This window comes from Mycobacterium deserti, assembly GCF_025345615.1.
GTDB lineage: Bacteria > Actinomycetota > Actinomycetes > Mycobacteriales > Mycobacteriaceae > Mycobacterium > Mycobacterium deserti.
This window is the reverse complement of the sequence record NZ_JAODWD010000003.1, coordinates 690,687-711,946: the sequence shown is the minus strand read 5'-3', so window position 1 is coordinate 711,946 and position 21,260 is coordinate 690,687. Positions and strand designations below refer to the sequence as shown.

The window sequence follows — 21,260 nt, the reverse complement described above, 5'->3', positions numbered from 1 at the left end:
TCATCAGCGGGAGTGCTTTCCGTCCACGAGATGGTGGAAGCCGCTGCGCGACAGATCGATCCCTCCTTGCTCACCAAGGCCGCGAGCAGCATGGCAGCGTCGTTCCACTGCGGATCGCTGTACCAAGGCGAACACTTCTGGCCCATCCAGAACTCTCTGCAACAGTCAGTCCTCGGCTCAGAATCCGCAGGCGCTGCCACAGAGATCAAACAGTTCTGTTCCGGTGGGCTTTACGGCGTCATGCTGGCCGATGCCGTACTCGAGGCCGGTTGGACGGGCGACTATGCGATGGTCACCGGCGGCGACAGCAACTTCTTCTTCGACCGATACGCGTACGCGGCGAGCCCCATGACCGAGGGATCGTTGATGGGCGATAGCGCATTCTGCACGGTGTTGAACCGGCACGACGGTTTCGCGCGGATACTGTCTGTCGCGGCGCGTTCATACAATCCCGCTGCAGACATGATGCGCACCAGAGCAGACCGGGGAATCGACGACCCGTCATTTCCGGCGTTGGCGGACTGGATAACTAGGTTCGAGGAGTATGGTCGACGTCACCCCGGATCGGCATCCGACCATGGGCTGGCCAGCTTTCAGAGCGCCGTCGACACGGTGATCGAATGTTATCGCCGCATTGGGCTGGACCCGGGCGAGATCGATTGGTTCGCACCTTCTTTCATCGAGCCCAGCGTCGTCACGGACATGCTGGCGAAGCAATCGTTCCTAAGTCCCACGCCGGGTCTGGCGTCCTTCGCGGAGCGATTCGGGCACCTGACGGTATCGGATTTCTGCGTCAACCTCGGCTATCTCATGAACGAAAAGGTTGCCAAGGTGGGCGATTTGGTGATGCTCTTCTCTGCCGGGAACTTCGTCAATTCGGCAGCTGTCCTCATTCGTATCGAGAAAGAGGCGACCGTGGCGTTCAACGCAGGCGTAATTGTTAGTGCCAACCGTGGAAGAGGAGAACCATGACCAATCCCTGGATCGGCCTTGATGCCGACACGCAGAAGGACAAATTGTATCTCGAGCGTGGGGTGGCCAACGAGATCAAGACTACGTTCGAACCATACGAGAGCAGCTTGGAAACTCTGATCGGTGACGCGCTTGACGACACCACAGGGTACTTCGGCGGAGCATCAGCGAAGAACACGCTTGCCGGCGTTCTGGAGAACGCGTTCAACGGACGCGGCGAAATGTTGACGACGTACCTGAAGGAACAGCTGGCGCAGGCTCGGGGTTTCGTGAAGACGGCTGACGACGCCGCAGCCGCATTAGAGGCCAACGAAGGCGACTAGCCGAGTACCTCAGGGCAGGAAGTCATAGATCATGGGCAGTTTTGGGAATGACGTAGGCGCCTTGTTCGGCGGCTCGATGTACGGGTCGAAGGCGAACAACTGGTCCAACGAGGAATGGAACGCCCTGATGGGGCGGGACAAGCCCGAAAGCTACCGCGATCAGACGAATCCAGGGCACATCGATGAGTTGTCGAACGGTTCCGCGCCGGAGGATGCGGACAAATTCGACCTGAGTCGTTACGAATCGCAACTGGGCACGACCCCGGGATTGATTCCCGACCAGACCGTCCACGACGAGATCACCGGCAAGCTCACCGGCGGCAATGCTCTGAATTGGGAGGACTTCACATTCGGAGAGTTGCGCGGCGAGAAGGACTCGCTGAATCCTGGCGCGCTGCAAACGCTGTCAACGGCGTGGACGAATCACGGAAACACCCTCAAGACGAGCTCCGAGGACTTCAAGGAGTCGGTTCAGAAACTCATATCCGGGAAGTGGTCTGGCGAGAGTGCCGGTGCCGCCGAGCAAGCGTCCCACCATGTCACCGAGAACTCGATCTACGACTTCACTCCAGCGTCCGACGCGTTGTCCGACCGCCTCGCGGTGCTGAAAGCCGCGTTCGAAGACATCAGGAGCCGGTTTCCCGACGGACGCGACACGATCGAGAAGTTCGATACCTACGACAAAACTATGCTCGATCATGAGGTCCAAGAGTTCAACACGAAATTTCATTTCAGTAGCGAAGGTCATCTGCTGCTGAGCGACGGCCGGTACGTGGATGTGTCGAGCGCGATCGCCGAGCGCAACCGGATTCAACAATCGATCAACGATTACCACGAAGCCGTACAGCTCTTCCGGGATAGTTACGAACCAACCGTCGCAGCGGTGACGCAGAACTTCCCCACCCTCCCTCCCCCGCCGAACCTGAAGTTTCAGCCGGCCGGGCCACCGGGTCCCGGGCCCACCCACCCAGGTGGCGGGCCCGGGCTGGGCGGTGGAGGAGGACCAGGGCTCGGCGGTGGCGGAATGCCGAAGATCGGCGGTGGCGGGATGCCGAAGATCGGCACGCCGGACTTCAGCACAGCCGGTTTCGAACCTCCTGAGATATCCGGCCTGGACACGGACGGCATCGGGACCACCGACCCATCGAAACTGCCGGGCATCAGCGATCCGCAGGCGTCGCTGCCGTCCACCATCGGATCGACGCCCGCGAAAGGCCTTGGTTCCGCGGTCGATGCAGCGTCGCAAGGACTCAATTCCGCTCTGGGGCAGGCGACCAAGGCGGCGCAGAGCGCAGCGGGCGCAGGTCAGAAGCCGTTCGCACCGTCCCTGCGTGAGGGTGCGCTCGGACTCGGTAAGCCGGGGGACGCCAAAGGCGTGGGTGGCGGCGCGGGTAAGGGCGTGGGTGGTGGTGGCGCCGCCGGTGGCGGCCTCGGCGTGAACGAGCCGTCCGCCCGGCTCTCCTCCCAGCCGACCATGGCCACCGGCGCGCGGGGCGCGGTGCCTGCGGCCAGTTCGGCTATGGGCGGCGGCGTGGGTGCACCAGGCATGGGTGGGGCACCGGCAGGGGGTGGCCAGCGCGGAGCCGACGGAAAAGAGCACAAGACGAACAAGGTGCTCAAGTCACGGAAGAACGGATCTGAAATCACTGGCGAAACCGGCGCCGTGGTACCGGTTCTCGGTGCAGATCCGACGCCACCACCCGAGGAAAACCAGCCGGCGCCCACTCGGCGTCGAATCCCGGGGCGGGGTAATTCGTGGCAGCCGGACTCCGCGACGCCTGGCGGGCCGTCGCAATCGACGCAGCCGCAATACCCTGCCCCGGCCACGTCCGACCAGTGATTGAACCTTAGGTCCAGGTCGAGTCCTGCTGCTCGAGAGCGTCGGCGACGACCCGCAAACCCTCCGCGTAGTAGTCGAGCAACTCAGTCTTCGCGTCGATCGAACCGTCGACCCAATCAGATTGCGAGCGGTAGCCCTGTGCGCCGTCTGCGAATCTGTTACCAATCTTGTCGTTGCCCCAAGCCTCGCCTTCACCGCTGAGCATATCTTTGAGTGCCGAATGCGTTTCGTGCATCAAGCCGCTGACATACGCGAGGTAGGTCGAGGTCGCGCGCAGTTCGCCAGGGGTCACACCCAGTGGCTCCGTCAAGGCGAACTCCTTACGGTGGGGTAATGATCGGGGTCGGTGCCGTTGTGGTCGGCAGCCGCGTTCGGCCTCAACAGACTGCGGATGTCGGGTGCGCCGTCGACGATGTCAGCCAGTGAGGGGAACTGCGCACGCCGCTCCGATAGGGGCGCAAGCATTTCCGCCGATCGATGCGCCACGTCGGCCGCGGCCGCCTGAGCTGCCTCGGCGATGAATCCGCCGAGATCAGCCAAATCGTGTTCGTCGAAATAGGATTCGTCGACATTCGCCTCGAACACGACGCCTCGAGCATCGACCGCCACGACGACGGTTCCCTCTGCTGAGGCGGCAGTCGCGGACAACGCGGCGCGTCTGCGCTCAACCACGGCGAGTTCAGCCAGGTGTTCCTGCATGAGGGCGAGCGCCTCGGTCAAGTCGTGTCGCGCAGTCTCGTTGTCCACTACTCGGGCTCCGCGGAACCGTTGTCGGCGTCCGTGCGACCGGCATTGCGGGCCGTGGCCCTCCCGCGCACCGCGCCGGTCGCGGCTGTCGGCGCTGAACCGAGCACGGCGACCAGATCGACAGGTTGACCGGTGGCGAGCGCACCGACGATCTTCTTGGCCATGCCCGCGCCGTATCCGACTGCGGCACCCTTCAGCGTCGAGTCACCCAGCACCCGCCTGCCGACATCGCTCGCCGCCCCCTGAGCAGCTCCGCCTGCCGCGTTCGCTGCTGCGACGACACCGACTTTCTGCCAGTCATAGCCCTTTTGGTGACCGTTGGACTGCTGAATGCCTTGGATGGCCAGTTCTTGTCCCACCGCCTCGGCTGACTCCACTCCGGCCTTCTTCACGATTCTGTGGACCATCGTCCTACGCATCGTGTTGCCCAGATCGGTCATGATTTGCTTGAGCAGCAACGACACGATCTGACGGATTGCGGCCGACGTGGCGCCTTCGATGACAGGTATGGCCGCAGCAGACGCACCGGCGGTCACGGATGTCTGAGCCAGCGCCCACGAAATCTCGAACGCCGCGATCGCAAGCGAGGTCAGAATCTGCAGCTTCGTGTATTCGATGCTCCTGCCGGTACTTTGCGCGAGGTCACCGAGGGCCGCCATCGCTTCGGCGAGTTTGTCGACCGACGCGTCCCCGTCGAAGAGCAACGCGAACTGATCATCAGCGGCGCCGGCCGTCACGCCCTGAAGGACTGAACTCGTCTTCTCCCGCATTCGATTCAGTGACGGAATCAGGACCGCCATTTGATCAGCGCTGCTATGCCACTGGTCGCCGATGCGAAACATGGCGTCTTCGTCGCCCTCGGGCCATTCCGACCCGACCAGATAGGACACCCACTGAAGAGAGCCCGGGATCTGGATCGTCACGGGCAGACTCCGGATATCTGCCAGTCAAAACCTAAATGCGACACGACAATTCACGCTATGACGTTCGACATCAGCGGGCTACTCGGCACGGCCCTATTCACCGAATGTTCGGCTACCGGATAGCTCGCGTTCGCTCAGTTCGATCTGATCAAACGTTGTCTCGCATGCGCCTGAACGTCAGTAGCTCAGCACTCCCGCGAGGCTGAGCTGGTTGACCGCCGCAGCGACATCGGCATCGGGCCGGTCAGCGAAGATGGCCGCGACATCACCGGACGTGGCGCTGCGTGCCACTGCCGCCGCCAACAACGTTTCGCAGGCGTCTTCAGATCCGGGGCCGGTCTGACCGATCATCGCCTGAACGGTCTCCTCCGGCGCCCGGATGGCGGGGATTGCGGCCTCCAGTTCACCCGACGTGTCGACAGCACCCCGGAACCACTGACCGTCAACCCACCAATAGCAGAACGTCAACAGGCCGTTGCGATTGCGGGTGTTCAGAGCGCTGTCGTTGACCCAGGCGGGCGCCCCTGCATAGAGATCCGGCAGCGGTTGCCCACCGTTGTACGCGGCGTCGAGCAGCTCTGAATCCCACCTGCCGCCGGACAGCACCGCTCGGTGGCCGGGGAGAACGAACAGGGTCGACCCGCTGCGACGGTCGCTCTCGTACCAGAAGTAGCCGGGGTAAACGCGAGGCCCCCAGCCTGATTCGACGCCGGTGTAGGCGGCCGACACCGCGGCCCACCGGGCAATCAGGTCCTCCAGTGGGGGGATGTCGGCAGTCGTGATCGCGCGGCGTCCGGCGGCATCTGCCGATGCCGCATTGGCGGCCTGGCGCGGATCGCGGCCCTGCGCGGCGGGGCCAGCGACATATCCGGCGAGCCACACCGGCACACGTTCGCGTGGATAGGTTTCCAGGTCGTTGCGATAGTGCTCAGGGGCGACCAGCTGGTCGTCGGGGAAGGGTTCGTCGCCGTAGTCGTACTCGACGGCCGTCTCGCCGCTGTTGTTCACAGTCAGCAGGAGCCGCCACCACGGCCCTGCCGGCATTCGTGCCGCGATCTCACGTTGCTGGCTGACCAGGGCGGCTACCGACTGCGGCACAGGCACCAAGCCCGTTCGGTCCTTGGACCAGAACTGTAGCTGGGCGATCTGCGAGGAAACGGTGAACGCGAACACCGCCGAGAATTCGTCCCACTCCTGCGGGCCAAGCAGGGCCAGTTGCTGCACGATCGGATCGATCAGCTGCGACGCCTCGTCTGCCGTTGCGGCTGCCTCGCCACCGCCTTTCGCGTCCCCGTTCGCGGCCGGCTTGTCGTCGACGATCGTGAAACCTGCGATTGCAGGCGGGCCTTCGGCCGCGGCTTGGTTGAACTGACGCTCGAACTCGGCCATGAACTCCGCCGCCTCGTCGGCCTCAGGCTTTGATGTGCGGGCGGCGCTGGGCGCCTGGGTGGCGTGCTCGGCGGCCGCGAAGCGGGCCTGGGCCTGCAGCGGGGGCACCGACGACGACACCTCTTCGATGCGGCCGGAATCGCCGACCAAGAACACCGACCGGCCGACCGGCATGTTGAGAAACGCCATCGGATCGCTTTCGTCGACGTCCACCGGCGCGTACACACTCCAGCCGGCCTCGAAGCGATCGGCCGCCAAACCCTCCGTTGGGTAGTCCAGGCGGCGGGACCGGATCCAGTCCGACACCAAGGAGATCGCCTGCGTCGCTTCCATTGCGTTGTCCTCCCGTGCGTTCGTCATACCCTACGACCGTCGCTGTTCTGCTTCGATCTGATCGGCAAGCGCTGATCGCTCCGCCTGCTGCCTGGCCAGCAACTGCGCGCTGTACGCGGTCCACTCGGCCTCTTGCTCTGGTGTCAGCGTTGCTTCGTCGACATCGGGTTCCACCCCAGGGTGGGTCTGCAGGAACTGTTCGAACAGCAAACCCATCTGGATGCTGTGCACCCGGTTGAGCTCCACTCGCCGTGGATCCATCACTGTTCCTCGCAAAGCGCCAGCTGGTCATACACCACCAAGGCGACCCGCGAGGGGTCGTCCGGTGGATGGACGCGCAGCGTGTGGTGCGGATTCGGCGCATCATCGAGGATGACCACCGTTTTGATCCCTTCCGGTAGGTCGGCAGGCCAATCGATTTCGTCGGTGGGTTCCTCGACGAGCACCCGGGCCAGCTTTCCTCGGAGGCCCGACTGGGCATAGCCCAATGGCGTGAGGCCTTGGTTGTCGCTCATAAGGTGAATTCTCCCGCGTCAGTCCCCATCATTCGCCCCTCGCATGGGCGGCAATGGGGGTGGGTTCTCTGGGTCGATGCCGAGTGCTTCGTTCACGCTCGAGCGGCTACGCATAGAACTGGCGACAATCGCTTCGAAAATCGCGTCACCGGTGAGTCCCTTCTTGGTGCGCTGCCTATCTACCAGGGCCTCGAACGTCGGGTTGGGTTCGTTCGCATTCAGATATTCGGCGAGTTCACGGTTCTCCATGAGTGCGCGTGTCCAGCTCCGAAGTGCGGCACGCATGCCATACATGGTTCTGGCTCTCTCCTCGGCTCCTGCGCCGTCCCTGAGGAGCTGCGCGTGGACCTCACCCATCCTCAGTTCGAATGTCGTGTAGACCGTGCGAGTTTCGTCGTCGGAAAGGGTGCCCTTGGCGTAATGACTGTGGCTCGCGCTGTAGATGATGGCTTCGTATACCGCGTCGCCTGCCAGTCCTTTCGCCTCATAGTGGCTGACCAGCTCCTCGAAGGTGGGATTGCCCTCGTATGCCGTGAGGAACTCGGCGACGACCCGATTGCTCATGAGGTCCCGTGTCCAGGCGCGGAGCGAGTTTCGCAGCTCCGACAGGATCCGAGCGCGTTGTTCGGCGCTGAGGCCGTCGCGAGTGAGGCGCCCGTTGTAGTCGCGCATCCGCAACTCGAATTCGGTGTACAGCGCGGTGGTTTCGATATCCGACAGGGTCCCCGGTGCATGGTGGCCGTGCGTAGCGGTGGCGATGACGGCTTCGTACACCGCGTCACCGACCAGTCCCCTGGCCTCATTGTGGGCGATCAGCTCCTCGAAGGTGGGATTACTTTCGTACGTCGCGAGGAACTCGGCAACACTCCGGTTGCTCATCAGATCCCGAGTCCAAGCGCGCAGCTCGTCTCGCAGCCCGGACAACAACCGGGCGCGTTCTTCGATTCCGATGCCCTCGCTAATGAGCCGCTCGTTCAGTTCCTGCATCCTGCGTTCGCCATCGATGTATGCGGCGCGGGCCTCGGCATCGGACAGCGTCCCCGGCGAATGGTGCGGCAGTCCAAGCGGATCGGGGCCGCCCCGCACAAAGCCGATCTCGTCGGCGGCAGCATAAGGGTCAGTGCCCACGTCCAGACCCATGACCGCGGTGCCGTCGGAGTTCAGGACGCCGACGGCGGTGCGTTGCACGGCGCCCTCGCCCCAGTACGGAGGCCACCGCGACGGCGCACCGGTAAACGCGTCCCTGAGCTGAACGCGGCCATTCTCATAGACCGCCAGGTAGGCGTGCCCGCCGTGGCCCGCACCCGAAACCCAGGACGAGACCAAGAGCGCCGCAGGGCCCCGCTCCCCCGGCCGCGTCGGCTTGAGCTGAGAGAGCAGCCTTTCCACCTCGGTGTACGTCATGAAATCGGCGCGAGACTTGATGGCTTCGAACAGTGCCCGGGCCGGAATTCCGCGTTCCGAAGCGGTCACGTTCAGTGGATACGGCACACCGAACATGGCGGACAGCTCGGCGATCGCCCACGGGCCGCAGTTTTGTCCCGCGGTGAGCATGTCGGAATTCCACAGCGTCTTGACGGTGCTGACCCCTGTGCCGTCGTGGTCAAGGCCCGTGCCTTCCAGCAGCCGGCGGCCGAGGTGGGGCTCGCCGTCCGTTTCGAGGCTCGCCAGCGCGACGGGGGAACGAAGCCGGTCACCTCCGGCGTCCAACTCCTGCAGGACCTCCTCCAGCACGATCTTGGTGTCGTCGGCAACTTCGGGCAGTAGCAGGTTTGCCGACCTCGTGAGATTGGCGATGGTGTCCTGCAACCTCTTCGGATCGCTGTCCCATGTTTCGCTGAGGTCGATCGCGGCCCACGTGGTCTGTCCGTGAGTCGTCGACACGATCCGATCGATGCCGGACGCGATGAAACTGGGCACCAGTTCGGCGATCAGTCGTTGTGATGCGGCTGCGCCGTCGGCGAGTCCGGCTGTGATGTGCAATTCATGTAGGACGGTGAGATTGCCCGCGTCATCGCGCTCGAACGTGAACGCGACAGCACCGATCTCAGCGCCGTCACTGACAAGGTCGCCCTCGAGTACGACGCGTCCCGAACTGTTGACGTAACCTTCGAACTCGACGCCGTACGTCCCGTACAGCCCGGTGAGATCCTCGCCGAGCTGGGCGGCCGCGGCCGGCGACGCGTTGTCGACGACATCGCCCAGCGGTTGTGCGTAGCGGGCGTCCACCTGGCGGGTACTCGGAAGTGCCATTCGGTACTCGGCCTGCTCTGACAGGAACTCCTGGTCGGCGTCGGAGGTCGGTGCGGAAGCCCCTATCGCATCGGTCGGAGGCCGGTACTTGACTCCCCACCAGTTGGTCTCAGCCAGCAACCTCTCACCGACGTCGAAGCTGTTGAGGTATGCGGGCGTAGGCAGATCCGGGTGGGTCGGGTTCAGCGTTTTCACCACGGACCTGAGCACCGCTCTGACCTCGTCGCCGACCTCGCGCCCCAACGCGCGGGCGTTCTCCGTCATATTGGCAAGAGATTCATCGAGTTTGGCGGGATCGGGGTCCCAGGTGAAGCCGCGTGCGACGGCAGCGCGACCGGTGCCGTCCACCTCCTCTGCCACGTGATGAACGCCGTGCCGCCAGTAGTAGGGCTCGAGTGCCGAATCGATCTCCCTGGCCACGTCCTCGACTGCGACATCGTCGGAATAGATTGCCAGAGCATCGTTTTCGACGATAAGGCGATCCTGGTCGTCACGATAGAAGGTTCTGCCGATACCCCCGACGATGTCGTCGCCGCGCAGGATGTCACCCACGAGGAAGACCGATATTCTGTCGGAATCCTGAGTAGGCGAGACGACGAACTCGACGCGGTAGTCGCCGTAGACGCCAGATAGATCCGCGGCCAGCTGGGCGGCCGCCACCGGTGACGAGCTGTCAACCACGACGTCTAGAGGATCGGCGTAGTTCGGCTCAACTCGGCGGGTGGTGGAGTCGTCGGAACGGTAATCCTCCTGCCGACTCGCGAACTTCGGGCCGAACCTGACGTCCCCGACGACAGGGACGCCCGCGTCGGCTGGTGCGGGATCGAATCGCGCCCCACCTTTTTCAGGCCGGCCCTCGGCCTGCGCGTCGGGGGGTAGCCAGTCGGACCGATCTGCCCGCAGGTCGGTGACGGTGTGTAACAGTGTTTCCGACACCATCTCTTCGTCGTAACGATCGTAGATCCCGGTGCCCTCCAGCAGCTGACGACCGAGGTCGGGTTCGTCAGGTGTGGATAGGGCGGCCAGTTCTATAGGCGTCGCAATGTCTGTGCCATCGGGATCCAACCGTGCGACGACCTCGTCGAGTACCCCGCGCGTCGCGTCGCTGGCAAGCGCCCACAGCTCATCGGCCGACCGCTTCACTTCGTTGAGCGACTGCGCCAGCAGATCCGGATCGGGATTCCATGTCTCACCGCGAGCGGCCGCGCCATACGCGCCCACCCCCGACACGGTCGAGTCGACCCGCGCCACACCCGAGCGCAACAGGTACGGCTCGATCTCCCGGGCTACTGCGTCGGTGAGCTCCCTGATTGGAACGTCGCCTTCGATGAACAGTTGATGCTCGACGGTGAGCCCACCCAGCGTTTCGGGTTTCACCCCCCAGTGGATGGTGCCCACCCTCTCGCCTTCGAACACCACGTCCCCGTAGATGCTTGGGCCGAACAGCGGGATACCACTGGCGATCGCATCCATTTGGTCTTCGACGGGACCGGAATCGAAATGTTCCTGCGTCATGTCGATGCGGCACGGCCCGTATACCCCGGACAGATCCGCAGCCAGCTGGTCGGGGCCGGCAGGGTTGACACTGACGCCGGCCAGTACCTCGCCCAGCGGCTGGGCGTAGCGGGCTTCGACGTGCCGCGTCGCGGGATCCTGTCTGCGGTAGTCCGCTTGGCGACGCGAGAAACTCGAATCATCAACGGGGCCTCTGACATCGCCGATGGTGTCGGCGGCGGCCAATTGCAGCGGCACGTCATGCAGCGGGCGTTCGGCGTCGCCGTTGCGTTGGAGGTAGCCGACCGCGGTGCGGGCGACGGTGGCTGGGTGCCACGGTGGTGGCCACGGCGACCGCTGCCTGGTGTGCGGGTCGTAGAGATAGATCTGGTTGTCGTCATTCAGCGCGAGGTAGGCGTGGCCGGACTGGCGCCCTGCCGCCCACCGTGACGCCAGGACGGCCGACGACCCGTGCCCGAGTCGCAGTAGCGTTGCCTCCACGTCGTCATAAGTTTGGAATTGGGAGCCAGATTCGACGGCCTCGAACACCGCCCAGGCCGGCACTCCCATTTTCGGGCGCGGCACCGGGACGCGGAATGTGCGTTCGTGCCTGGCCGAGAGCACGTCGGCGATGACCTGTGCGCAGTTCGCGTCGGGGTCGGATCCTATGCCGAGCGTGCGCTTCAGCCAGGCACCAAACCGACTGCCCGAATCGGCTTCTGGATCCGCGGCGCTCGGCATATATCGGACGTAATTGATGCCGTGGGTCGCCCGCTTTCCGACGCCCTCAAGTAGTTTGCGGCCCAGCTCGGGTTCGCTGGCGGTGCGGAGAGTCGCGATGTCGATGGGCTCGGGGAGTCGAGGATTGTTGGGATCCAGCGTCTTCGCGAGCTTGGCAAGCTCCGCTTGAGCATCGGCGTCGACATGGCGAGAAAGCTCAGCGGCTGAGGAGATGATGCTTTCTAGTGACTCGCGCAGTTTGGAGGCGGCCGGATTCCAGGTGAAGCCCTGGCGGGCCCATGCGTAGCCGCCCTTATCATGGGTCCGCAGTTCGATACGATCGACACCGGAATGCAGGTAGAAGCGCTCGAGTTCGGACGTGAACGACCTAGAGAACCCCTGACCCCGTAGGCGCTTGAACTCTTCCTTGATCACCAGCCCGGTGTGGCTGGCGACCAGCTTGCCGTCGTCGTCGAGGTCGAAGACCCGCTGGGTGACCCCGATTTCGGTGTCACCGTCGAAGATCTTGCCGGTGAGCATGACCTCTTTGCCGAACCGATTGGCCTCGAACTCAATTCGGTAGCGCCCGTAGTAGCCCGACAGATCTCTTGCCAGTTGATTCGCCCTGGCTGTGTCGTCAACTAAGTTGACGACGTCGCGGAGATCATCGGCGTAGCGGGTGTCCACCCGGCGGGTAGCCGGATCCTTGGCCCGGTATTCCTGCTGCTTGCGAACGAAGTCGGGATCGCTTCGAGCTCCTCGAACAAAGCCGATCTCGTCTGCGGCGTCCAACTGCAGAGGAACGTCGTCGTCGGTGCGCCCTACCGGGCGGCCATCGGAATCGAGGTAGCCGACGACCGTGCGGCTGACCGCATCCTGACCCCAGTGCGGCGGCCAGCCTGAGCGAGCCCGTGGACTGTGGCGGTCGATAAGGAAGATTTCGTTGCCGTCATTGATCGCCAGATACGCGTGGCCGCCACCGCGGCCACCGCGCCACCGCGACGTCAGCACAGCAGCCGAACCAGGACCGAGCTCGATCAGGCGCTTCCGGACGTCCTCGTAGGTCGCGAAGTCGACGTCGGTCCTGGCCGCTTCGAAAAGCGCACGCGCGAGCATGCCTCTGCGTGACGGCTTCGATGAAAGTTCGAACGGTCGCCCGTATCGGTCAGCAAGGTCTCCTGCGACCAATTCCGCGCAGTTGTGCCCGCGCAGCCACACCGGGTTTCCGATCCGGTGCGCGGTCCGATCGCCCGCCAGTTCCACGGTGCGAAGCAACCCGCGCCGTTTACCGGTGCTGCGATGCGGTTCGTGCTCGAGGTCCTGGTGTCGGCCTGCGCCGATTCTTCCGAGGTTGGCCAGCGCTTCGCCGCCGAGATAGTAGGTGTGGTGCGTCCCGAGGATCAGTGGGCGGTTCAATTCCGGTGCCGCCTCGGCGGTAACGCGAACGGCTCCAAACGAATCCATTGCGGGATCGATGCCGAGACCGATGCCGAGGATTCGCCCTGCCGAGCTCGGCGTCCTGCCACCCAGTGCGGTGATCATGTCGCGAGAGGAGGACAGCACGAAAACGTTGTCGGCCCCGATCCCGAAGTCGCTGGCGTGCTTCTGTGGGCCCGCGCCGGGCGAACCGACCAGCGACACTGTGCGGACATCGTTGCTCAATCGCCCGTCGCGGCTGGCGAATCCAGTGGTCGTCGAGCCATAGGAGTACCCGAAGACGTCGTTGTCCTTGAAGTGGCTGTCGCCCCCGTTGTTGGCGTCGCGGCCGGCGTTGAACGTGCTGATGGCGTGAAAAAGGCGGTCGCCGCCGAGACGGGCGAACTTCGTGCCCATCGCCCGCCAGAGCTTCGACCCGCTCGGGGTGTCGTAACCGAACCACGCGATAGAGGCCACTGTCTGCGCTGATGTCTCGGGGGAGGCGGCGTTCGCTTCCCGAACCGACACCGCATGGTTCAGCGCAGAGGTGGTGTAGAAGCCGAACAGCGAATCCAGCGTGGTCTGCACACCGGGCACATGCCAGGACACCTTGTCCGCGATATACGCGTCGTCGCCGAAGGCCACCAAAGCGCTGCCGTCGCCACCGAACTCCGACGGATCAAACGCCAGCAGGACTGGACCCTCGACTCCGGCTCGATTGGCGTCCCGTGCCGCCTTGGCCAGCGCATCTTCGAGCCGGTTCAGCTTCTTGACCGAAGCGCGTTCGGCCCTGGTCGTCCGCTCGAACCTGTCCTGCCTTGACTGTATTTCGTCGGCGCGTTCGCGAAGTTCCCTCAACGTCTGGCGGTTCGCGGTATCTCGGTCGGACGGCGGGATACCTTCGGAATTGCCGATGTCCAGCGAATAGGTCTCGAAAAGGGCCTGTTTCTCGCGATCGGTCAACCCATCCCACCAGCGGGCGTTGTTACGCGCCCGCGCCGATGCCTCCTGCACGGAGGCGGCCTGGGTGTTGCGCAACTCCTCGGCCCGCACTGGCGGCACCCGCTTGGCCAGCGCCCTATCGGCCACCGTCTTGTCGTCGCCGTCCGTGTCGCCCGAGGGCTCGGTCTCGGTCTTGATATCCGGCTCGGTCTCGGCGTCATCTTCCGCGATCTCCTCGCCCGCAGCAACTTTCGTCAGTTCGTCTTCGATGTCGACCGGTGCGGGTTCGGTATCATCGATGTTGTCCAGCTCGTCTAGTTCACCGGCGAGACGTTGCGCCTCCACGGCGTCGAAAGCACCCCAGCGCGGGTTGAACCGTTGTCGCGTATCCCGGTCGGCCGAATAGGCGTGACCGGTGTTTCCGTCGAGGCGCAGCGGCCGGCCGGCCGCCGGTTCGATTGTGCGCGCCGGGCGTCCTGGCCGCTGTTCTGCGGTGCGATGCGCTTCGCGGTGCACCCGTTGTTCCTCGCCGGCGGCGATGCGGCCGAAGTTGGCCGCGGATTCGGTCCGGATGGCGGGATTTGTCGCCGTGTCGACGTAGGCGAAGTAATCCCGGTGGGTCGCATAGCTTTCCCAGGAATTCATCGTGGCGGGGAACTCCGATGTCACGCGGACTGCGCCGAAGGCATCCATCGCAGGATCGATCCCCAGGCCACGCCCGAGTATTCGGCCGGCCTGATCGGCATGCCTGCCGCCGAGCGCGGTGACGAAGTCCCACGACGACGACGCGACAAAGACCATGTGGGCGCCGATCCCGAAATCACGAGCATGCCGCATGGGTCCCGCCCCTGGCGAGCCGATCAGGGTGACCGTGCGGACATGATTCGCGAGCCGCCGCTCCTGCCCAGCGAAGCTGGTGGTCGTCGACCCGTAGGAGTGCCCGAAAATGTTGTTGTTGGAGAAGTGACTTCCGTCGCCGGCCCATACGTCGCGAGCGGCATTGAACGCACGGATGTCGGAGTAGAGGATGTCGCCGCCCTCGCGCGCCAGCTTGGTCCCGGTTGCCCGCCACTCGTGCGAATCATTCGGCGCGTCATAGCCGATCCACAACATCGACGCCGCCGAGAAGTCCTTGCCCTTTCCTGCCGCGTCGGCCTCACGCAACGTGGACTGCAGGTGGGCGAGTGCGCCACGCAGGTAGAAGCCGTTGACGCTGTCGATGGTGCTCCTGATCCCGGGCACCAACCACGAAACCGAGTCAGCCTCTCGCGGATCTCCGAAGCTGATCACCGCACGACCGTCGTAGCCGAACTCGAGGGGATCAAACGCCAAGAGGAGCGGGGGTTTGCGCCCGGCCTGTGCGGCGGCCACCTCCACGTTGCGCAATCCCGTGTCGATCTTGTTCAGCCGCAGGAGCAGATCGATTTCGCCATCGGTGGGGACCTCACCGACGTTCACCTTGGCTTGCACCTCGGCCGCTCGCACCCGATACCGTTGCAACATACGCCGGTTCGCGGCGTCACGGTCTTCGCCGAAAATTCCCTCTGAGTTGCCGATCTGCTTCGGGTACGCTCTGACCAACTCGTTGCGCTGGTCAGAGTTCAGTGCCGCCCACCATGCCGCGTTGGCTCGCGCCCGCGCCTCCGCCAGATCCGCTGGTGGAATACCAAGCTTGCCCCCAACCAGCTGCGGGTCGTTCTCGATCAGGGTCTGGCGTTGCTGCGGTGTCAGTCCGTCCCACCACCGGGCGTTCGCCCTCGCTTCCTCGGTGCGCACCTTTCTGCGGCTCACCGGATTCGTCAGCTCGTCGGCGGAGGTCACCCCGCGCAGCGCCAAAGCATCCGTGACCGCACCGGTGTTGACCAAGGGTGATGGGCCGGTCGAAACCGACGGCTGGTCAGGTGCGGCTTGCGGGTTCTCGGCCGCCTCCATCGCGTCTAGCTCACCCTCGAGCCGCTCAGCCTCGGTCGCGGCCGCCGACCGCCACCGTGGATTGACGCGGATCCGGACGTGTCGGTTCGCCGAATGCGCGGGACCTGCACCGCCGTCCAGGCGCAGTTGCCGACTGGCAGCGGGTTCTACGGTGCGCCAACCTAATTGGTACCAGCGACGGTCAGCGACCGTGCGGTGCATCTCGCGGTGCACTTGGTCGCCGTGCCCTGATGCGATGCGTCCGAAATTCGCCGATGACTCGGTGCGAATGGGCGGTCCGGAGGTCGAGCCCACCACGCTGTAGTAGGACCTGTGCGTCGCCGCGGTTTCGGTGGTGTTCATCGCCGCCGGGAACTCACTGGTGATTCGCACGGCGCCAAAGGAATCCATCGCCGGATCGATTCCACGGCCGCGCCCAAGAATCCGGCCGGTCTGTTCGGGCGTTCTGCCGCCCAGCGCGGTGATGGGATCCGTCGACGACGATGCCACATAGACGTTTTCGGCGCCAATCCCGAAGTCGCTGGCGTGCTTCAGCGGGCCTGCACCGGGCGAGCCCAGAAGTGTCGCCGCGCGAATGTGGTCGGCGAGCCGCCCATCGCGCCCGGCGAAGCTGACAGTCGTGGAACCGTAGGAATGCCCGAAGACGAAGTTTCCGGAGAAGTGGCTACCGTCGCCCGCCCACACGTCGCGGGCCGCGTTAGACGAGCAGATGTCGGCGTGCAGGATGTCGCCGCCGTCGCGTGCGAATTTGTCTCCGAGGACACGCCATTCGTGTGAGTCGTTGGGTGAGTCGTAGCCGATCCACAGCATCGACGCCGCCGTGAGACTCTCTCCCCTCTCGGCCGCCTCCCGCTGCGTGGACTGCAGATGTTGGAGTGCGCCCGGCAGGTAGAAGTAGGCTGGATCGTGGAAGTGACCGAGGTCGTCGATGGTGGTTCTGATCCCGGGGACAAGCCACGACACGGAGTCGGCCACGTCCGGGTCGCCGAAGCTGACCACCGCACGACCGTCGCGGTCGAATTCGAGCGGGTCGAACGCCACCAACAGGGGCGGGTCCACCCCCGCTCGTTCGGTGGCCAATCCCGCTTCCCGCAGTCCCGTGTCGATCCTGTTGACGCGCAACAGCAAATTCAGTTCTTCGTCGCTGGGGCGTTCACCGGCGTCCAGCTTGGCCTGTTTCCCTGCCGCGAACTTCTTATAGCGCTCCAGCATGCGCCGGTTCGCCGTGTCCCGATCAGTCGCGTAGATGCCGAGCGAGTTGCCGATTTCACGCGGGTGTGCGTTGATCAACTCGGTGCGTTCAGTAGGCGACAAGCCTTGCCACCAATGCGCATTGGCCCGTGCCCGCGCCACCCCGAGATCCGCAGGCGGAATCCCGACCATGCGGGCGATCCGCTGCGGGTCGTTCATGGTCAGCGCCTGCCGCTGTTCGGGCGTCAGTTTCTTCCACTGCCTGGCGTTCGCCCTTGCCTGCGGGGTGCGCACCTTATTGCGGCTGACAGGGTTCATCAACTCCTCAGCGGAGTCCACCCCCCGCTGAGCCAACGCATCGGCCACCACCTCGGCCGGTGCCCGATTGTCGGTCTGGTCGCCGCTGTCGCCGCTGTCGCCGCTGTCGTCGATCTGGGCGGGTTCGACCGTTTCGATCGGCTCTGCACGCCACCGCGGGTTCCATACCCTGCGCGTTTCGCGGTCCCCTTGCTGTGCGTCCGTGTCGCCATCGAGGTTGAGTGCACGTCCGGACGCGGGTTCGATTGTGCGCCAGCCAAGTTGGTGCCACGGCCGCTGGTCGACGGTGCGATGCTCCTCGAACTCGACCTCCTTCGGGAGGCCGGCGGCGATCCGGCCGAAGTTGGCAAGCGACTCGCTGCGCACGCCATCGGTGCCGTCGACGAATCTGTAGTACGCGTTGTGGGTACCAAGGTTGCGCGCACGGTCCATCTCCGCTGAGAACTCCGCCGTGATGCGTTGTGCACCGAAAGACGCCATCGCGGGATCGACGCCAAGCCCCATGCCGAATATCCGGCCGAACCGCCCGGGTCTTCGGCCGCCGAGCGCAGAGAACGGATCCCGCGATGACGTGGCGACAAAAACGTTTTCGGCACCGATGCCGAATTCGTCGGCGTGCTGCATCCGGCCGGCGCCGGCTGAGCCGATGAGTGTGACAGTGCGGATATCCGTGGCCAGCCGTCCGCGTTCCCCTGCGTAGCTCGCGGTGGTAGATCCGTACGCGTGCGCGAAGATGTGGTTGTTTTGGAAACGAGTGCCATCAGTCGCACGGACGTCGCGGGCCGCGTTGAACGCTTTGATGTCGCTGTAGAGGATCGCGGCCCCCTCGCGTGCGAGCTTGTGCCCGGCAGCACGCCAACTTTTCGCTCCGCTTGGCGTGTCATAGCCGATCCACGCGATCGATGCGGCCTTCAGATTTGAGTTCTCGTGACGAACGGACTGCAGTTGATTGAGCGCATCGCCCATGCAGGCGCCGATCTGATCGATCGTGACGCCCTGGCCTGGCACATGCCAGGACACCGACTCCGCCAGATACGGGTCCGGGTTCGTCGGGTCGGACCCGAATGCGACCACTGCCCGTCCGTCGCCCCCGAAGGCCATCGCATCGAACGCCAAGAGCAGCGGCCCACCGACGCCGGCCTGCTTGGCCTCGTCGGCTGCTCTGGCGAGCGCCTTGTCGACCCGGTCAAGACGCGCGAGTTCGTTGCGCTGCATCCTGGTGAGCCGCATGCCGCGATCGCGCAACTCCTGCAATCGGGCACGGTCCTGCTCCAACGAAAGCGTGTTGGCGGCGTGCCGGGCCGCGGCGGGAATGCCTTCAGCGTTTCCGATGTGGTCGGGAATAGTCTCGATCAGCGCACGTTGCTCAGCGCCCGTCAGCGCGTCCCACCATGCGGCGTTGTCTCGCGCCCTTTCGGAGGCCAACTCCATCAGGCCCGACGGGTTTCGCAATTCGCCGGCCTGCTCCAGTGTCAGACCACGGCGCTCTAGTGCTGCCTGCGCCACCATCCTCTGCGGTACCGTGCCCTGCCACTCGTCGCCAGGGCTGGAGTTGCTGTCGAGCGCACCGTTGCCGTCCAGCGGCGGCCCCGCAACCTCGCCGATTGCAGCGGCAGGCACAAGTTGGCGGACGCCCCGCAGCGGCTGGACCGCTTGGCCGTCGGCATGGAAGTACCCGACTGCCGTTCGTAGAACGTCTCCTTCGTCCCAATTCAGGGGTAGTTCGCTAGAGATATCTTCAAATCGGACGGTGTCGCCGTCTCTGATCGCGAGATACGCGTGCCCGCCGCGCGTTGGCCCACCCGCCCAGGCCGATGTCAAGACGGCGAAAGCGCCGTCCTCCATTCTCCGCAGGACTCGTCTGACTTCCGCGTAGTCGGCGAACACAGAGCCTGACCCGAGGGCCTGGAAGAGCGCAATGGCGGGCCGGCCTTGCGGAGACGGGGCGCCCGCGAGACTGATCGGCCTGCGCAACTTGTCGGACAGCCATGCGGCGAGCTTGTCCAGACAGTCGACAGGTTCGGAACCGTCCTGTCTGTCGTTCAGGGCGTCGACCGGCTGCGAAGGATCCCCAGCGTCATCCTGCTGTGCACCCCGTTTCGCCCGAGCAGGGGTGATATCGAAGACTCTCGCGGCGGGGGTTGCGGTGACTTCGAATGCGGACGCGGTTGCCTTCGGCGTCTGCGGGACATGCTGTTGGCCAGTGGGTTTCGGGCTCGTGGAGGCAGGTGTGGACGCGGCTGTCGTGGGCGAGGAAGGCGTAGCCGGTGTGGACGATGGCGCCGGTGTGGACGATGGCGGCGATGCGGATGATGGCGTCGATGCGGACGACGTAAGGGATTGTGCGTTGGGCACTGCGGAAGGGCCAACCCCGCTCGGGGGTACGGCCGCACTTGCCTGCGGCTGGCTTCGCGGGTCGGCGACAGACGGAGTGTCGGTCGGGGCCCCGTTATCGGCGATCGTCGGCGTGGTGGCGGGTGATGAATCCGATATCGGATCGACGACAACGGATTCAGTGCCCGGATCCGAGACTGTCGACGGCGGCGCGTCGGCATGCACGCTCGCGACGGACCGCCCGTTCTGGGACGGGTCGGACTCTGAGTCCGCAACCGGAAGGCCCTGGGTGGGGCTGCTGCTCGAATGATCACCGCCCGTGCCGGCGCCGGAAAGGGTGGCACCTTCCGGTGTTTGTGGGGACGTGTCTCTGGCATCCCGTATGTGCGTGGACTGCGGATCGGCCTGCGTCGGTTTATCGCCTGGCGACTGGTCGACGGCGGTCTGCGTGGCCTCGGGAGCGGACTGTCCATTGGTCGGCTCGGATACCGGGGCGCCGTCGACGCTGTGCGGGTCCTGGCCGTTGCCATTGCTGCTGTTGGCAATCGAGGGTTCGTCGTCGGGTTGCGCCACAGCGGTGTCACCATCGTCCGGCCCGCCGGACGGCAGATCCCCTTCCGGTGCCGATCCTGCGTCGGGTGGCTGTGTACCGGATTGCTGGCCATTGGATGTGTCGGGTGCGCGGCCCGACGACACACCCGCACCGCCGAGACCGCCGACGCTGCTCGTTGAGGAACTGACAAGGATCATGAAAGGGTCGAATTCGCCGCCGACCGAGGCGGTTCCCGCGATGTTTCCGATCACGCCCGCGGTGAAGAAGGTCGCGGCGCCCTTTCCCGCCGCCGAGAGCCGACTCTTGGCGGGCCCAAGATAATGTGAAGTTGGGACGGCGGTCACGCCACCCGCGCCGCCGCCGACTGTCGAGGCGATCCCGTTGAGCAGCAACCGCTCGCCGTTGACGTTGTAACGATCGCCTTGAATCCCGTAGACGATTCCCTCTTGCGTGGCGGCGATGGCGAGTTCTTGCATCGATTCCTGGACGCCCTCGAAGACAAGTCTCTTCACCGATGTTTGGGAAAGCATGTAGCGCACCCTGGCGGCAACGTTCTTCATCACCAGAGAGATCAACTGCCGGATGGCTGTCGCGGTCGCCCATTCAATCAGCGGGATCGCCGCGGTCGACGCGCCGAACGTCGGACCGGACATCGACAAGGCGTAAGTGATCTCGGCCGCGGCCAGCGCCAGCCCGACCAGGATCGACAACTTCGAATATTCGATCTCGCTGCCGGTGTAACCGGACGATTCGCCGAGCGCCCGCAGACCGTCGGACAGCTTGTCTACCGCATAGTCGCCGTCGAACAACATCGCGAACTGCCCGTCGGCAGCGTCCGCGGTCTCGCCCATGAGAACCGACAGCGTCTCAGAGCGAACCCTGTTCAATTCGGGGATGAGGTCTTCGAGTTCAGCGGCCGCCGCGGCGAGGTGCTCCTGAATACGGAACATCCCCGATTCGCTGCCCTGCGGCCATTCTCCCCCAGCCAGGTACGACACCCACTGGAGCCACGGCGGTATCTCTACATCCATAACTGAGTCGGTGCCGACAACTGCAGCACCGCCG

At 64.7% G+C, this 21,260-nt stretch carries 10 protein-coding genes; 3 read left to right on the top strand and 7 right to left on the bottom strand.

The annotated features are described in order from the left end of the window. Positions 1–30 precede the first annotated feature (30 nt). From N4S67_RS14855 to N4S67_RS14845, 3 genes are read left to right on the top strand one after another with little or no spacing between them, the layout of a single operon-like run. Positions 31–972 (top strand): hypothetical protein, encoded by a 942-nt coding sequence (locus tag N4S67_RS14855; protein ID WP_260993732.1) that lies wholly within the window; start codon positions 31–33, stop codon positions 970–972. Continuing rightward, the gene (locus N4S67_RS14850; RefSeq protein WP_260993731.1) at positions 969–1,295 is read left to right on the top strand and encodes a hypothetical protein; all 327 of its coding nucleotides are present in this window, start codon (positions 969–971) and stop codon (positions 1,293–1,295) included. Before N4S67_RS14855 ends, N4S67_RS14850 begins: the two co-directional genes overlap by 4 nt. A gap of 31 nt (positions 1,296–1,326) precedes the next feature. Next, positions 1,327–3,135 (top strand): hypothetical protein, encoded by a 1,809-nt coding sequence (locus N4S67_RS14845; protein WP_260993730.1) that lies wholly within the window; start codon positions 1,327–1,329, stop codon positions 3,133–3,135. Between the two features lie 7 nt (positions 3,136–3,142). Here the strand turns inward: N4S67_RS14845 and N4S67_RS14840 are convergent, their stop codons facing one another. The 7 genes from N4S67_RS14840 to N4S67_RS14810 all read right to left on the bottom strand — a co-directional run bounded on the left by N4S67_RS14840 (position 3,143) and on the right by N4S67_RS14810 (position 21,226). Beyond that, entirely contained in the window at positions 3,143–3,427 is a 285-nt protein-coding gene (locus tag N4S67_RS14840; RefSeq protein ID WP_260993729.1) for a hypothetical protein, read from the bottom strand. A 14-nt stretch (positions 3,428–3,441) separates the two neighbouring features. Then, entirely contained in the window at positions 3,442–3,882 is a 441-nt protein-coding gene (locus N4S67_RS14835; RefSeq protein ID WP_260993728.1) for a YbaB/EbfC family nucleoid-associated protein, read from the bottom strand. Next, positions 3,882–4,805: a WXG100-like domain-containing protein gene (locus N4S67_RS14830; protein WP_260993727.1), complete on the bottom strand. Its 924-nt coding sequence runs from the start codon at positions 4,803–4,805 to the stop codon at positions 3,882–3,884. Before N4S67_RS14830 ends, N4S67_RS14835 begins: the two co-directional genes overlap by 1 nt. A gap of 177 nt (positions 4,806–4,982) precedes the next feature. Next, positions 4,983–6,554, bottom strand: a complete 1,572-nt coding sequence (locus tag N4S67_RS14825; protein ID WP_260993726.1) for a hypothetical protein — start codon at positions 6,552–6,554, stop codon at positions 4,983–4,985. 3 nt (positions 6,555–6,557) lie between these two features. Beyond that, positions 6,558–6,788: a hypothetical protein gene (locus tag N4S67_RS14820; protein WP_260993725.1), complete on the bottom strand. Its 231-nt coding sequence runs from the start codon at positions 6,786–6,788 to the stop codon at positions 6,558–6,560. After that, positions 6,788–7,042: a DUF7161 family protein gene (locus tag N4S67_RS14815; RefSeq protein WP_260993724.1), complete on the bottom strand. Its 255-nt coding sequence runs from the start codon at positions 7,040–7,042 to the stop codon at positions 6,788–6,790. The genes N4S67_RS14820 and N4S67_RS14815 overlap by 1 nt, the downstream gene beginning before the upstream one ends. 18 nt (positions 7,043–7,060) lie before the next feature. Beyond that, positions 7,061–21,226, bottom strand: coding sequence for an alpha/beta hydrolase (locus N4S67_RS14810; RefSeq protein ID WP_260993723.1), 14,166 nt, complete (start codon positions 21,224–21,226; stop codon positions 7,061–7,063). Between the last annotated feature and the right edge of the window lie 34 nt (positions 21,227–21,260).

Excerpts from the sequence above, each read along its gene's own strand:
- N4S67_RS14855 (WP_260993732.1), top strand. The coding sequence starts at position 31 with ATGGTGGAAGCCGCTGCGCGACAGATCGATCCCTCCTTGCTCACCAAG.
- N4S67_RS14850 (WP_260993731.1), top strand. The coding sequence starts at position 969 with ATGACCAATCCCTGGATCGGCCTTGATGCCGACACGCAGAAGGACAAA.
- N4S67_RS14845 (WP_260993730.1), top strand. The coding sequence starts at position 1,327 with ATGGGCAGTTTTGGGAATGACGTAGGCGCCTTGTTCGGCGGCTCGATG.
- N4S67_RS14825 (WP_260993726.1), bottom strand. The coding sequence starts at position 6,554 with ATGACGAACGCACGGGAGGACAACGCAATGGAAGCGACGCAGGCGATC.
- N4S67_RS14820 (WP_260993725.1), bottom strand. The coding sequence starts at position 6,788 with ATGGATCCACGGCGAGTGGAGCTCAACCGGGTGCACAGCATCCAGATG.
- N4S67_RS14815 (WP_260993724.1), bottom strand. The coding sequence starts at position 7,042 with ATGAGCGACAACCAAGGCCTCACGCCATTGGGCTATGCCCAGTCGGGC.
- N4S67_RS14810 (WP_260993723.1), bottom strand. The coding sequence starts at position 21,226 with ATGGATGTAGAGATACCGCCGTGGCTCCAGTGGGTGTCGTACCTGGCT.